This window comes from Rhizobacter fulvus (assembly GCF_964020785.1).
In genome coordinates this window covers 4095502-4108840 of sequence record NZ_OZ224516.1, presented here as the reverse complement: position 1 = coordinate 4108840, position 13339 = coordinate 4095502, and the positions used below count along the sequence as shown (strand labels likewise).

Annotated in this window: 17 protein-coding genes; 4 read left to right on the top strand and 13 right to left on the bottom strand. The window is 68.8% G+C overall.

Annotated elements, in window-relative coordinates:
* Positions 1–36 precede the first annotated feature (36 nt).
* Both ACWH49_RS19560 and rsgA read left to right on the top strand, forming a co-directional pair.
* The gene (locus ACWH49_RS19560) at positions 37–1320 is read left to right on the top strand and encodes a M48 family metallopeptidase (RefSeq protein WP_448172982.1); all 1284 of its coding nucleotides are present in this window, start codon (positions 37–39) and stop codon (positions 1318–1320) included.
* Entirely contained in the window at positions 1317–2222 is a 906-nt protein-coding gene (rsgA, locus tag ACWH49_RS19555) for a ribosome small subunit-dependent GTPase A (protein WP_448172981.1), read from the top strand. The genes ACWH49_RS19560 and rsgA overlap by 4 nt, the downstream gene beginning before the upstream one ends.
* 9 nt (positions 2223–2231) lie before the next feature.
* On the opposite strand, the gene ACWH49_RS19550 is transcribed toward rsgA, so the two are convergent.
* The 6 genes from ACWH49_RS19550 to rpsP form a co-directional block, all read right to left on the bottom strand.
* Positions 2232–3221, bottom strand: a complete 990-nt coding sequence (locus tag ACWH49_RS19550; RefSeq protein WP_056467926.1) for a CobD/CbiB family protein — start codon at positions 3219–3221, stop codon at positions 2232–2234.
* Between the two features lie 31 nt (positions 3222–3252).
* Positions 3253–3936 carry a CoA pyrophosphatase gene (locus ACWH49_RS19545; RefSeq protein WP_448172980.1) on the bottom strand — a complete coding sequence of 228 codons (684 nt, stop codon included), beginning with the start codon at positions 3934–3936 and terminating at the stop codon, positions 3253–3255.
* A gap of 64 nt (positions 3937–4000) precedes the next feature.
* The gene (rplS, locus tag ACWH49_RS19540; protein WP_448172979.1) at positions 4001–4354 is read right to left on the bottom strand and encodes a 50S ribosomal protein L19; all 354 of its coding nucleotides are present in this window, start codon (positions 4352–4354) and stop codon (positions 4001–4003) included.
* A gap of 111 nt (positions 4355–4465) precedes the next feature.
* Positions 4466–5224, bottom strand: coding sequence for a tRNA (guanosine(37)-N1)-methyltransferase TrmD (trmD, locus tag ACWH49_RS19535; RefSeq protein WP_448172978.1), 759 nt, complete (start codon positions 5222–5224; stop codon positions 4466–4468).
* A gap of 10 nt (positions 5225–5234) precedes the next feature.
* Positions 5235–5840, bottom strand: coding sequence for a ribosome maturation factor RimM (gene rimM, locus ACWH49_RS19530; RefSeq protein WP_448172977.1), 606 nt, complete (start codon positions 5838–5840; stop codon positions 5235–5237).
* Between the two features lie 23 nt (positions 5841–5863).
* Entirely contained in the window at positions 5864–6112 is a 249-nt protein-coding gene (gene rpsP / locus ACWH49_RS19525; RefSeq protein WP_056467912.1) for a 30S ribosomal protein S16, read from the bottom strand.
* 202 nt (positions 6113–6314) lie between these two features.
* Here rpsP and ACWH49_RS19520 point away from each other — a divergent pair, with 202 nt between their 5' ends.
* On the top strand, positions 6315–6857 hold the full coding sequence (locus tag ACWH49_RS19520; RefSeq protein WP_448172976.1) for an N-acetyltransferase family protein: 543 nt from the start codon (positions 6315–6317) through the stop codon (positions 6855–6857).
* Positions 6854–7321: a TM2 domain-containing protein gene (locus ACWH49_RS19515; RefSeq protein ID WP_448172975.1), complete on the top strand. Its 468-nt coding sequence runs from the start codon at positions 6854–6856 to the stop codon at positions 7319–7321. The genes ACWH49_RS19520 and ACWH49_RS19515 overlap by 4 nt, the downstream gene beginning before the upstream one ends.
* Here ACWH49_RS19515 and ACWH49_RS19510 read toward each other — a convergent pair.
* The 7 genes from ACWH49_RS19510 to pcnB all read right to left on the bottom strand — a co-directional run bounded on the left by ACWH49_RS19510 (position 7291) and on the right by pcnB (position 13337).
* Positions 7291–8304, bottom strand: coding sequence for an anion permease (locus ACWH49_RS19510; RefSeq protein ID WP_448172974.1), 1014 nt, complete (start codon positions 8302–8304; stop codon positions 7291–7293). The genes ACWH49_RS19515 and ACWH49_RS19510 overlap by 31 nt on opposite strands.
* 3 nt (positions 8305–8307) lie before the next feature.
* Positions 8308–8955 carry a DUF47 domain-containing protein gene (locus tag ACWH49_RS19505; RefSeq protein WP_448172973.1) on the bottom strand — a complete coding sequence of 216 codons (648 nt, stop codon included), beginning with the start codon at positions 8953–8955 and terminating at the stop codon, positions 8308–8310.
* Positions 8956–9044: 89 nt separating this feature from the next.
* On the bottom strand, positions 9045–9713 hold the full coding sequence (locus ACWH49_RS19500) for a deoxynucleoside kinase (protein WP_448172972.1): 669 nt from the start codon (positions 9711–9713) through the stop codon (positions 9045–9047).
* Positions 9713–10069 carry a DMT family protein gene (locus tag ACWH49_RS19495; RefSeq protein WP_448172971.1) on the bottom strand — a complete coding sequence of 119 codons (357 nt, stop codon included), beginning with the start codon at positions 10067–10069 and terminating at the stop codon, positions 9713–9715. The genes ACWH49_RS19500 and ACWH49_RS19495 overlap by 1 nt, the downstream gene beginning before the upstream one ends.
* Positions 10063–10530, bottom strand: coding sequence for a 2-amino-4-hydroxy-6-hydroxymethyldihydropteridine diphosphokinase (gene folK, locus ACWH49_RS19490; protein ID WP_448172970.1), 468 nt, complete (start codon positions 10528–10530; stop codon positions 10063–10065). The genes ACWH49_RS19495 and folK overlap by 7 nt, the downstream gene beginning before the upstream one ends.
* A 34-nt stretch (positions 10531–10564) precedes the next feature.
* Entirely contained in the window at positions 10565–11710 is a 1146-nt protein-coding gene (locus ACWH49_RS19485; protein ID WP_448172969.1) for a serine hydrolase domain-containing protein, read from the bottom strand.
* Between the two features lie 10 nt (positions 11711–11720).
* Positions 11721–13337 (bottom strand): polynucleotide adenylyltransferase PcnB, encoded by a 1617-nt coding sequence (gene pcnB, locus ACWH49_RS19480; RefSeq protein ID WP_448172968.1) that lies wholly within the window; start codon positions 13335–13337, stop codon positions 11721–11723.
* Positions 13338–13339 lie beyond the last annotated feature (2 nt).

Sequence of the window (13339 nt, the reverse complement as noted above, 5' to 3'; positions counted from 1 at the left end):
CCTCCGAGGGATTTTCGCAGACCCTACACTTCGGCCATGCAAGCTCCCACTCTCTCGCTGCTGTTCGCCGCGGCGCTGCTCGCCTCGCTGCTGACGAAGTTCTGGCTGGCCACGCGGCAGATGCGGCACGTGGCGGCCCATCGCGGCGCCGTGCCTGCGCCTTTCGCCTCCACGATCACGCTCGCCGCGCACCAGCGCGCCGCGGACTACACGTTGGCGAAAGGCCGGTTCGGGCTGCTGAGCATGGCGTTCGGCGCCGTCGTGCTGCTGGGCTGGACGCTGCTCGGCGGGATCGACGCGCTCAACGTCCTGGTGCGCGACGCCGTACAGCCGCGCTTCGGTGCGATGGCCTACCAGCTGGCACTGCTGGCGGCCTTTGCGCTGATCGGCGGCCTGCTCGATCTGCCGTTCGAGCTCTACAACACCTTCCGCCTGGAGCAGCGCTTCGGCTTCAACCGCATGACCTGGAAGCTGTACCTCGCCGACACGCTGAAGGGCCTGCTGGTCGGCGCGTTGATCGGCCTGCCCGTCGCCGCGCTGATGCTGTGGATCATGGGCGCGACCGGCGGCCTGTGGTGGCTGTGGGCCTGGGGCGCCTGGATGGCGTTCAACGTGGCCGTGCTGCTGCTCTACCCGACCGTCATCGCGCCGCTGTTCAACAAGTTCCAGCCGCTCGCCGACGAGTCGCTCGTCGCCCGCGTGCAGGCGCTGATGGCGCGCTGCGGCTTCGCGGCCAAGGGCCTGTTCGTGATGGACGGCAGCAAGCGCTCGGCCCACGCGAACGCGTACTTCACCGGCTTCGGCGCGTCCAAGCGGGTGGTGTTCTTCGACACGCTGCTGAGCAAGCTGACGGCAGGCGAGGTGGAGGCGGTCCTGGCCCACGAACTCGGCCACTTCAAGCACCGGCACGTGACCAAGCGGATCCTGGCGATGTTCGCGATCAGCCTGGGGGCGCTGGCGCTGCTCGGCTGGTTGTCGACGCAGGCGTGGTTCTATGCCGGCCTCGGCGTGCGGCCGTCGATGAGCGCGCCCAACGACGCGATTGCGCTGCTGCTGTTCCTGCTGGTCACCCCGGTGTTCACGTTCTTCGTGTCGCCGCTGTTCGCGCTGCTGTCGCGCCGCCACGAGTTCGAGGCCGATGCCTACGCCTGCCAGCAAGCCAGCGGCAGCGACCTGGCCGCCGCGCTGCTGAAGCTGCACGAGGACAACGCGGCGACGCTGACGCCCGACCCGGTCTATGTGCGCTTCTACTATTCGCATCCACCGGCGTCGGAGCGGCTCGCGGCGCTGGCGCGCTCGGCCCCGGCACTCGCGGCTTGAGCAAGTTCGCCGCGCTCGACATCGGCCTCGTGGTCGCCGGGCACGGCCGCCACTACGTCGTCGAGACGCCCGAGGGCGAACGTGTCCACTGCCACCCGCGCGGCAAGAAGAGCGATTGCGTGGTCGGCGACCGCGTGCGCTGGCAGGTATCGGGCGACGAAGGCGTGATCGAGCACGTCGAGCCACGCCGCAACCTGCTCTTCCGCCAGGACGAATGGAAGACCAAGTCCTTCGCGGCCAACCTCGACCAGCTGATGGTGCTGGTCGCGGCCGAACCGGTGTTCAGCGAATCCCAGCTCGCCCGCGCACTGATCGCGGCGGAGAGCGCCGACATCCCGGCCCGCATCGTTCTCAACAAGACCGACCTGCCGACGATCGACGCGGCCCGCGAGCGCCTGCGTCCCTACGCGGCCATGGGCATCGAGGTGGTCGAGCTGGCGCTCAAGACCCGCCAGGACGAGGCGCGCGCGGTGCTCGGCCCGCTGCTCGACGGTCGGGCCACGCTGGTGCTCGGCCCGAGCGGCACGGGCAAGAGCACGCTGATCAACCTGCTTGCGCCGGACGCGAAAGCGCAGGTCGGCGAGATCTCCCAGGCACTGAACTCCGGCCGCCACACCACGACCTTCACGCAGTGGTACTGGATCGACGGCAGCAACCGTCGCAGCGCGCTGATCGATTCGCCGGGCTTCCAGGAATTCGGCCTGCGCCAGATCGACGCGAACCAGCTCCCGTCGCTGATGCCGGACCTGCGCGCGCATTCGTCGCAGTGTCGCTTCTACAACTGCACCCACCTTCACGAGCCCGGCTGCGGCGTCCGCGCCGCAGTGGAGCGTGGCGACATCAGCGAATCCCGCTACCGGATCTACGGCGAGATCCTCGCCGAGTTGGTCGACCGGCGCTGAGTCAGCGCCTCAACCGACGAGGTTGGCGAGCGACAGCAGCGCGAGCAGCAGCATCCACAACACGACCGACCGCCACACCAGCCCGACGACGCTGCGCAGGTGGCCCAGCACCGGCGGCATCCCGGGCGTCGAGCCCTCTGCGATCACGGCCTCGGGGGAGACACCCGCCTCGAAGGTCTGCGAGCGGTCGGGCGTGACGCCGGGCGCGGCCGTGCCGCCCAGCTGCACCCCCACGGCGCCTGCGGCGGCGGCCAGGATGATGCCTTCGTTCGGATGCTTCCAGAGCCCGGCATCGCGCCGCCAGCACGTGATCGCCTCCTCGAAGTTGCCGACCACCGCGAAGCCGAAGGCCGTCATGCGTGCGGGCACGAAGTCGAGCGCATTGAACAACCGCTGCGACAGGCCGAGCAGCCGTGCGTTGACCGGCGCGTCGATGGTGCGGCTCTTGAAGGCCCAGTAGCGGCTGGCCAGCTCGGCCATCCGGTACAGCACCGCGCCGGCCGGCCCCAGGCCGAACGAGGACAGCAGCACGAACCAGAAGAACACGCCGAACACATGCCGATGCGCGGCCAGCAGCGAATGCTCGATCACGTGCCGCAGCAGCTCGGTGCGCGGCAGCTCGCTCGCATCGAGATGGCGCCATTCGGAGAGCAGCCGGCGCGCGTCGTCCTCGTCACCGCGATCGAGCGCGTCGCGGATGTCGGTGAAGTAGTGGCTGAACTGGCGAAAGCCCAGCGTCAGGTACAGCACCGTCACGTCCCACGCGAGGGCCAGCAGCACGTTGACGCGGATCAGCCCGAAATGCACGCCCCAGGCGACCAGCGCCGGGAATACGCAGGTGATCGCCCAGACGACCCACGCGTGGTGGTCGCGGCCGGCGTCGAAATTGCGGCCGGTCCAGCGCATCCAGCCGGTCAACGAGTCGTGCACCACGTTGCCGCGCGGCAGTGGCTTGAGTTGCTCGATCAGCAGCGCGAACAGGACGGCGAAGAAACTCATTCGCGCCGATGATACCGACGCAGATCGACGCTCAAGCCGCGAGGAAACGATACAGATTGCGCAGCATCGCCGCGGTGGCTCCCCAGATGAAGTAGCGGCGCGTCTTGCCATCGGCGCCGGCGCTGTCGTAGGGCATCGACAGGAACTCGCGCTGCGCGCCGTTCAGGTCGATCGCGTGTCGCCGGTGGTTGGCCGGGTTCATCAGGAAGCTCAGCGGCACCTCGAACACCTCGGCCACCTCGAACGGATCGGCCGCCACCGTGAAGCCGGGCCGCACCAGCGCGACGACCGGCGTGACGATGAAGCCTGTTCCGGTGGTGTAGGTCGGCATCGCGCCGAGCACGTCGACGAAGGCCGCGTCGAGGCCGATCTCTTCCCGGGCCTCGCGCAGTGCGGTGGCCGCGGCGTCCGCGTCGGTCGGTTCGACGCGTCCTCCTGCGAAGCTGACCTGTCCCGGGTGATCGTTCAGGTGATCGGTGCGCTGCGTCAGCAGCACCGTGAGTTCCTCGCGCTCGACCAGTGCGACCAGCACCGACGCATGCGTCGGCGAGCGTTCGCTGAAACGCGGCTCCTGCTTGATCTCGGGCGTCCACAGCGGCGGCATCAGGAAGCGCTGGCGCACGGACGCCGAGCGCAGCACCTCCGCCGTCAGCGCGGGGAGGTGATCGTCGATGCCGACGACGGGAAGCTGCTGCGGATCGAAGGTGAGTGCCATGAGCGTGGGTCGGAATGCAAAAGGCCGCCCGATTGAGGCGGCCTTCGGGCGTGCGCGGGAGGCGTCAGGCCAGCTTTTCCTTGATGCGAGCCGACTTGCCCGAGCGGCTGCGCAGGTAGTACAGCTTGGCGCGGCGGACGTCGCCGCGGCGCTTGACCTCGATCGACGCGATCAGCGGGCTGTACAGCTGGAACGTGCGCTCCACGCCTTCGCCGCTGGAGATCTTGCGCACGATGAAGCTGCTGTTCAGGCTGCGGTTGCGCTTGGCGATCACGACGCCTTCGAACGCCTGGACGCGCTTGCGCGTGCCTTCGACGACTTTGACGCTGACGATCACGGTGTCGCCCGGGGCGAACGTGGGGATGGTCTTGTTGAGCCGAGCGATTTCCTCGTGCTCGAGGGTCTGGATCAGGTCCATGGGTTCTCCAAAGTGATCATGCCCGCGCGCGTTGATGGAATTGGATGAAGCAGTCGAAACCGGGCGAGCCGGTTCACGCTTCTGCGCGGCAGAGGATCGAAAAGCCTTTGATTATGGCACAAGCCCGGCGAGGAACGTCTCGTCGGCGCGGCTCAGACGCCCGGCGGTGCGTGCCGCGGCGATCAGGTCGGGGCGCCGGCGGGCGGTCATCGCGAGCGACTGCTCGCGGCGCCAGCGGGCGATCTCCGCGTGGTGGCCGGACAGCAGCGCCGCCGGCACCGCGTCGCCCGGGCCGCCACCAGGCAGGACCTCGGGGCGGCTGTAGTGCGGGCAATCGAGCAGGCCGTCCTCGAAGCTGTCCTGTTGGTGCGACTGGGCATCGCCGAGCACGCCGTCCTGCAGCCGCGCAACGGCGTCCAGCAGCGCCAGCGCCGGCAGTTCGCCGCCGGACAGCACGAAATCGCCCAGGCTCAATTCCACGTCGACGTGGCGGTCGATGAAGCGCTGGTCGATGCCTTCGTAGCGCCCGCACAGCAGCACCGCGCCCGGCGACGCGGCGAACTCGCGTACCACGGCCTGGTCGATGCGGCGGCCGGTCGGCGTGAAGTGCACGACCGGCGCCGGCACGGCTTCGGCACGTGCCGCGCGCAGCGCCGCCAGCGCGCGTTCGAGCGGCTCGACCAGCATCACCATGCCCGGCCCGCCGCCGTAGGGGCGGTCGTCGACGCGGCGGTAGGCGTTGTCGGCGTAATCGCGCAGCGGCCAAAGCGTCACGTCGACGCGGCCGGTTTCGAACGCGCGTCGGGTGATGCCCTGCGTCAGATGCGGCGCGAACAGGTCCGGAAACAGCGTGATGACGTCGAAGCGCATGGACCCGCTTCTAGTAGTCCAGGCCCCAGTCGACCGTGATCAGCCGGTTCTCTAGGCTCACGTCGTCGACATAGGCGCCGACGAACGGGATCAGCCGTTCGGCCTCCTGTGCGCTGGCCCCGGCGGGCAGTTCGTCCGGCGCGACGCGCAGCACACTGTGCGGGCCGGTGTCGATCAGTCCCGCCACGGTGCCGATCACGGCGCCGTCCCGGTTCACGACCTTCAGGCCGATCAGGTCGACCCAGTAGAACTCGTCCGGATCGGGCGTCGGGAAGCTGGCGCGGCCGATGAACACCCGCGCGCCGCGCAGCGCCTCGGCGGCGGTACGGTCGGGGACCTCTTGGGCGAGCGCGACGACCACGTCGCCGTGGTCCTTGACCTGGGTGATCTTCAGCAGCGAGGGGATGGTGTCCGCGTCGGCAGGCCGCAACGGGCCGACCTTCTCGGACGGCAGCAGGAACCAGCGACGCGACGAAAAGAGGGCCTGCGGGTCGTCGGCGAACGGCTGGACCTTGATCCAGCCCTTCAGACCCCAGGCGTCGACGATGCGGCCGACCTCGATCGCATCGTCGGGCCACGCGGCATCGGCGCCGCGCGGACGGGGGGCAGCACTCATGGCCTGCGCCCCGGGCTGCGGCTTCAGGCCGCGGTCTTGGCTTGCGCGACCAGGCGCTGCACCGTCGGCGACAGCTGCGCGCCGTTGCTCGTCCAGTGCTCGATGCGGTCGAACGCGATGCGCAGCGGCTGCTCGCCGCCCGACGCCACCGGGTTGTAGAAACCCACGCGCTCGATGAAGCGACCGTCGCGGCGGGTGCGCGAATCGGCGACGACGATGTTGAAGAACGGGCGCTTCTTGGCACCACCACGAGAAAGACGGATCACGACCATGACTGTTCCTGAAATTTAAAATGACCCACCCGTGCGGATTCGATCCCGTCCGAGCCGATCTCCCTTGCACGCCGACCGCTGCCGATCCAATGTCCGACCGCCATCGACCACAAGCTCGCTGGATTGAAAAACGCCGACCACCCGGCCGACCTTCAGCGAAATCGCGCATTATAAACTCAAGCATGGCCCCCACCGACACGACATGAGCGCTCCCGACCTGCTGATCCGCCCGAGCACCCCGGCCGACCTGCCCGCCATCACCGACATCTACGGCTGGAACGTGCTCAACGGCACCGGCACCTTCGAGCTCGAGGCGCCCGAACTGGACGAGATGACCCGCCGCCGTGACGACGTCCTCTCCAAGGGCCTGCCGTGGCTCGTGGTCGAGCGCGCCGGCCGCGTTCTCGGGTATGCGTACGCCAACCATTTCCGGCCTCGCAAGGCCTATCGCTTCTGCCTGGAGGACTCGGTCTACCTCGCTGCCGATGCCAAAGGCCAGGGCCTGGGCCGCCTGCTGCTGGCCGAGCTGATGGCCCGCTGCGAGGCACTCGGCGCGCGCCAGATGCTCGCGGTGATCGGCGACTCGGCCAACCTCGGCTCGGTCGGCGTGCACCGCACGCTCGGCTTCGAGCCGATCGGCGTGATGAAGTCGGCCGGCTGGAAGTTCGACCGCTGGCTCGACGTGGTCCTGATGCAGAAGGCCCTGGGCCCCGGCGACACGACCGCCGCGGTGGACCCGGCGTGAGCGCGGCCGCTTCGGGCTACAAGTCGAAGACGCTCGCGACCTGGATCGCGCTGCTGTTCGGCAGCGTCGGGTTGCACCGCTTCTACCTGCACGGCTTTCGCGATCGCTGGGGCTGGCTGTTCTTCGTGCCGACGATGGTCGGCCTGTACGGCGTGCAGCGCATGCGGGCGCTCGGCGCCAATGACCACTTGGCCTGGGCGCTGATCCCGCTGCTGGGCGCGATGCTGGCGATCGCGATGCTCACCGCGATCGTCTACGGCCTCACCCCCGACGACAAGTGGAATGCCCGCTTCAACCCGAACGGCCCTGCACACCGGATGAACTGGGCCACCGTGATCGGCGTGGCGGCGGCGCTGATCGTCGGCGGCGGCGTCCTGATGGCGACGATCGCCTTCAGCGCCCAGCGCTATTTCGAGTACCAGGCCGAAACGGCTCAGGGCAGGACGGCCAGCCCGATCCAGTAGAACACCCCCGCTACAAAGGCGGAGGCCGGGATCGTGAAGATCCAGGCCCACACGATGTTGCCGGCCACGCCCCAGCGCACCGCGGAGGCGCGCTGCACCGAGCCGACGCCGACGATCGCGCCGGTGATCGTGTGCGTGGTCGAGACCGGCACGCCCAGCGCCGTCGCGAGGAACAGCGTGATCGCCCCGCCGGCCTCGGCGCAGAAGCCGCCGACCGGCTTGAGCTTGGTGATCTTCTGCCCCATGGTCTTGACGATGCGCCAGCCGCCGAACATCGTGCCGGCGCCGATCGCGAGATAGCAGGCCCAGATCACCCAGCTCGGCGGCAGCTTGTCGGTGCCACTGGCATAGCCGCTGGCGATCAGCAGCATCCAGATGATGCCGATGGTCTTCTGCGCGTCGTTGCCGCCGTGGCCCAGGCTGTACAGGCCCGCCGAGACCAGCTGCAGACGCCGGAACAGGTTGTCCACCCGCAGCGGCGAGGTGCGCCGGCACAGGTTGGCGACCAGCACCATCAGCAGCGAGCCGAGCAGGAAGCCCAGCAGCGGCGACAGGAAGATGAACAGCACCGTCTTCCAGATGCCGGCCGCGATCAGCTGGCTGGCACCGGCCTTCGCGATCACCGCGCCGACGATGCCGCCGATCAGCGCATGCGACGAACTGGACGGAATGCCGTACCACCAGGTGACCACGTTCCAGAAGATGGCGCCGATCAGCGCGCCGAACACCACGTGGTGGTCGACGACACCCGGCATCACGATGCCCTTGCCGACGGTCGCGGCGACGTTCAGGTGGAAGATCGCGATTGCCAGCACGTTGAAGAACGCGGCGAACACGATCGCCTGCTGCGGTTTGAGCACGCCGGTCGAGACGACGGTGGCGATCGCGTTGGCGGCGTCGTGGAAGCCGTTCATGAAGTCGAACGCGACGGCCAGGACGACCAGCAGCGCGACGACCCAGAAGGCCGTTTGAACGGTGGTCATGGGTCAGGAGTTTTCGAGAACCACGCCTTCGATCAGGTTCGCCACGTCCTCGCACCGGTCCGAGATCGACTCGAGCAGTTCGTAGATCGCCTTCAGCTTGATCAGCTCGCGAACATCGGTCTCCTCGCGGAACAGCTTCGACATCGCCGAGCGCATCACCCGGTCGGCGTCGGACTCGAGCTTGTCGATCTCCTCGCAGGTCTTGATCGCTGCCTCGGCGGCCTCGGCCTGGCTGATCTTGGGCAGCAGCGAGACCGCATGCTGGACCCGCTCGCAGCACTTCGCGCTGATGTCGCCCAGGCGCAGGATGTCCTCGGTCATCGCCCGCACGTCGTACAGCGACATGGTCTCCGACGCGTCCTGCAGCAGGTCCAGGATGTCGTCCATGGCATTGATCAGGCCGTGGATCTGCTCGCGGTCGATCGGCGTGATGAAGGTCTTGTGCAGCAGCCGGTTGACTTCTGCGGTGATGCGATCGGCCTGGCGCTCGGCGATGCCGACATCGTTCGCGTACTTCTCGCGCAGCGCCGGGTCGCCGTAGTTCTGGATCAGCAGGATGAACGAGCGCGCACCGGCGACGATGAATCCGCCATGCTGGTCGAACAGCTCGAAGAAATTGCCTTCACGCGGCAGCAGCTTGCCGAACAGCATGGTGATCGTCCTCTCCCGGGTGGCGCCGCGCTTGTCACGGAACCGTCATCAAATCGACTCGGCGCGAGTGTACTTGCGGCGTGCGTGCGTCAGCCGAACGGAATCTCGACGTGGGTCTCGAAGAACTCGCGCGGGCCCTTGAACCCGGTCAGTCGCTCCAGCAGAACGGCGAAGTCGCCATCCCGGTCCACCGGATTGAAGCGTTCGGTGCCGATCGCCAGCACCGGCGCGCCGCGGTAGCTGTGGAAGTACTCGACGTAGGCATCGCACAGCCGCTGCAGGTAGTCCGGTGCGATGCCCTGCTCCATCGCGATCGCGCGCTGGCGGATGCGGCGCAGCAGCGTCGGCGGCGCGGCCTGCAGCCAGATCACCAGGTCGGGCTCGCGCACCTGCGGCGCGACCTGGGCGTACATCTGCGTGTACAGGCGCAGTTCCTCGTCGCTGAGGTTCAGACGCGCGAAGATCGCGTCCTTCTCGAACAGGAAGTCGCTGACCACGGCGTTCGCGAACATGCCGGGCTGCGCGACCGCCTGCATCTGCTTGGCGCGCTGGAACAGGAACGCCAGCTGGGTCTGAAACGCGTAGCCCGGCATGTCCTCGTAGAACCGGTCCAGGAACGGGTTGTCCTGGGGTTGCTCGAGCAGCAGATCGGCGCCCAGCAACGCGCCCAGGCGGCGCGCCAGCGTGCTCTTGCCGACGCCGATCGGGCCTTCGATCGCGATGTAGCGGAAGCGCTGCAGTGCCTTGGGCTGAACCATCAACCGCGGAAGATGAAGTACACGGCGCCCACCATGCACAGGCCCGCCCACAGGAAATCGAGCTTGAACGGCTGGTCCATGTAGACCATCGCGAACGGCACGAACACCGCCAGCGTGATGACCTCCTGCGTGATCTTCAGCTGCGCCAGCGATATGCCTCCGGCGAAGCCGATGCGGTTGCCCGGCACCTGCAGCAGGTACTCGAACAGCGCGATGCCCCAGCTGATGATCGCGGCCCAATACCAGGGCTTGTCGGCGAGGTTCTTCAGGTGGCCGTACCACGCGAAGGTCATGAAGACGTTCGAGGCGGTCAGCAGCAGCACGGTCTGCAGCGAGACGGGAATGGCGTTCAGCATGGCGGCAGTTTATCGACGCGCTGCCCGGCAACGTGGGCCAGCAGGACCTTTACGTGACCGCGCCCCGGCACGACCAGATCGGGCGCAATCTCGGCCAGCGGCCGCAGCACGAACGCGCGCTCGTGCAGACGCGGGTGCGGCAGCGTCAGTGCCGGGCCGTCGAGGCGCCGCTTGTCGTGCATCAACAGATCGAGATCGAGCGTGCGAGGCGCGTTGCGGTAGGGGCGCGCGCGGCCGTGGGCGTCTTCGATGCCGTGCAGCGCGCCGAGCAGCGCGCGCGGCGCGAGCGTCGTGCCGAGCCGCACGACCGCGTTCAGGTAGTCCGGCCCGCTGGAATCGATCGGCGCCGTGCGGTAGAGCGACGACGACGCTTGCAGCACCGTGCCGGGCAGGCGGGCCAGCGCGACGAAAGCGGCGTCGAGCGTGGTCCGCGCATCGCCGAGGTTCGCGCCGAGTGCCACGTACGCCGTGGACTGCTGTCGCCGCGCCGGACGCTCAGTCGATCGCGGCATAGACGCCCTGGCGGAACAGCTCGCGCACGTCGTCGAGCAGGCCGGGCGACTGGGTCATGACGATCGCGAACATCGCCTCGGCCGGATCGACGAAGAACGCCGTGCCCGCCGCGCCGCTCCAGCCGTAGCTGCCGACCGAGCCGGGCTCGGTGTGCTCGCCGAGCGCCGTCTTCACGGCGAAGCCGAGGCCGAAGCCGTGCCCCGGCGGCAGCAGGTCGTTGGCGCGCGGGATCGGCCCGAGGTGATCGGCGGTCATGAATTCGACCGTCTTGCGTCCCAGCAGGCGAACGCCTTCGAGGCGCCCGCCGTTCAGCAGCATGCGCGTGAAGCGCGCGTAGTCGGCCGCGGTGGACATCAGCCCGCCGCCGCCGTTCTGCGCCGGCACCGGCACGCGCGGATCGAACACCGGTACCAGCGGCACGCCCTCGGGCGGCGCGGCGAGCGGCTCGGCCAGGCGGTGATGCTGCTCGACCGGTACCTCGAAGCCGGTGTCGACCATGCCGAGCGGGTCGAAGACCTGCGCCTTCAACACGGCGCCCAGCGGTTCGCCGCCGAGCACCTCGACCAGCCGGCCGAGCACGTCGGTCGCGCGGCTGTAGTCCCAGAGCGACCCAGGTTCGTGAGCGAGCGGCAGGCGGGCGAGCTCCGCGACATGGTCGGTGTTGCTGCGCTGGCGCGAGTACAGCTTGGCTTGCGCGTAGAGCTGCCGCACCGGCGACGGCTCGTGGAACTCGTAGGTCAGCCCGGCGGTGTGGCGCAGCAGGTCCTGCACCGTCATCGCGCGCTTGGGCGCCGCGCCGCCGAGACCGACGATCGGGTTCGCGAATTCCGGCAGGTACTTCGCGACCGGGTCGCGCAGCAGCACCGCACCGCGCTCGGCAAACTGCATCAGCGCGACCGAGACGATCGGCTTGGTCATCGAGTAGATGCGGAAGATCGTGTCGGTGCGCATCGGCAGGTCGCGCGCCGGATCCTGCCGGCCGATCGCCTCGAACAGCCCGCACGCGCCGCGGCGTTCGATCAGCACCACCGCGCCGGCGATCCGGCCGGCGTCCACCCACGCGTCGATCGACGCGGTCAGGCGCCGCAGCGCCGAAGCGTTCAGGCCCGCGGCTTCGTTGGGCTTCATCGGCGTTCCCTCAGATGTCGTGGGACGGGTTCGACGGCGTGTCGTCGACCGCCGGCGCGCCCTCGCCGCCCGCACCGGCCGGCTTGCGGCGGCGCCGGCGGCGCTTCTTCGGTGCGTCGCCTTCGGCGGCTGTCGCCGGCGCCATCTCGCTTTCGTCGGTGTCGGTCTCCAGCATGGCCGGGACCGTGGCGACGCGCGGCGTGCTCAAGCGCACGCGGCGTGGCCCGCCTTGCGAGCGCACGGCCTCCAGCAGCTTGCGGCGGCCCTCCTCGTCGGCCAGCGAGAAGTCCTCCCACCAGTTCGCGAGCTCGGCATCGATCTCGCCGGCGTCGCCGCGCAGCCGCAGGAAGTCGAAGCCGGCGCGGAAGCGCGGCTGCTCGATCAGCGTGGCCACGCTGTTGCCCTGGCGCCGCTCGAACCGCGTCTGCATCAGCCAGATCTCGCGCATGTCGGCGGCCAGCTTGCCGCGGCCGGAGATGTCGCCGATGCGGGCGTCGAAGACCGTGTCCACCGCCTGCTGCAGCGCCGGGAACGGCGCCTCGCCCTTGGCCTTGAGCTTCTGCCAGCCATCGAGCACGTCGTGCCAGAGCATGCAGGCCAGCATGAAGCTGGGCGCAACCGGCTTGCCCTCGCCGACCCGGCGGTCGGTGTCGGCCAGGGCGAGCTGCACGAACTTCTCGCGGCCGTCGTGGCGCTGCGCCTCGTCCAGCGCCACGTCCAGCACCGGGAACACGCCGCGGTGCAGGCCCTGCTTGCGCAATTCCTGGATGCTCGCCAGCGCGTGGCCGGTCTGCAGCAGCTTGATCATCTCGTCGAAGGTGCGCGAGGCCGGCACGTTGTCGAGCAGCGCGGCCATCTCCTTGATCGGCGCGCGTGTCCTGGCCTCGATCTCGAAACCGAGCTTCGCGGCGAAGCGCACCACGCGGATGATGCGCACCGGGTCTTCGCGGTAGCGCGTGGCCGGGTCGCCGATCATGCGCAGCAGCTTCTTCTTCACGTCGCCGATGCCGCCGTGGTAGTCGACGACGATCTCGCGCACCGGGTCGTAATACATCGCGTTGATCGTGAAGTCGCGCCGCGCGGCGTCGTCGAGTTGCGAGCCCCAGACGTTGTCGCGCAGCACCCGGCCTTCGGCGTCCACCACGTGACTCTTGCCGGCCAGCTCGCTCTTCGAGGTCTTCTCGTTGCCGCTGACCTGGGACGCCGCCGCTGCATCGACCATCGCGCGGAAAGTCGAGACCTCGATCACTTCGGACAACCCGCGGTCCTGCCGGCCGCGCCCGAAGACGACGTGCACGATCCGAAAGCGCCGGCCGATGATGAAGGCGCGCCGGAAGAGCGCCTTGACCTGCTCCGGCGTGGCGTTGGTCGCCACGTCGAAATCCTTCGGCCGCATGCCGACCAGCAGGTCGCGCACCGCGCCGCCCACGATGTAGGCCTCGTAGCCGGCGTCCGCCAGCGTGCTGACGACCTTGACGGCGCGCTCGTCGACCAGCGACGGATCGATGTGGTGCTCGCTCTTCGGCACCTCGACGCGCTTGCCCGCGGGTGCGGCACCGCTGTCGGGGTCGGCTGCGGCGGCCCTGGGGCCCTTGCCGAGCAGCTTGTCGATGAATTTCTTGATCATGA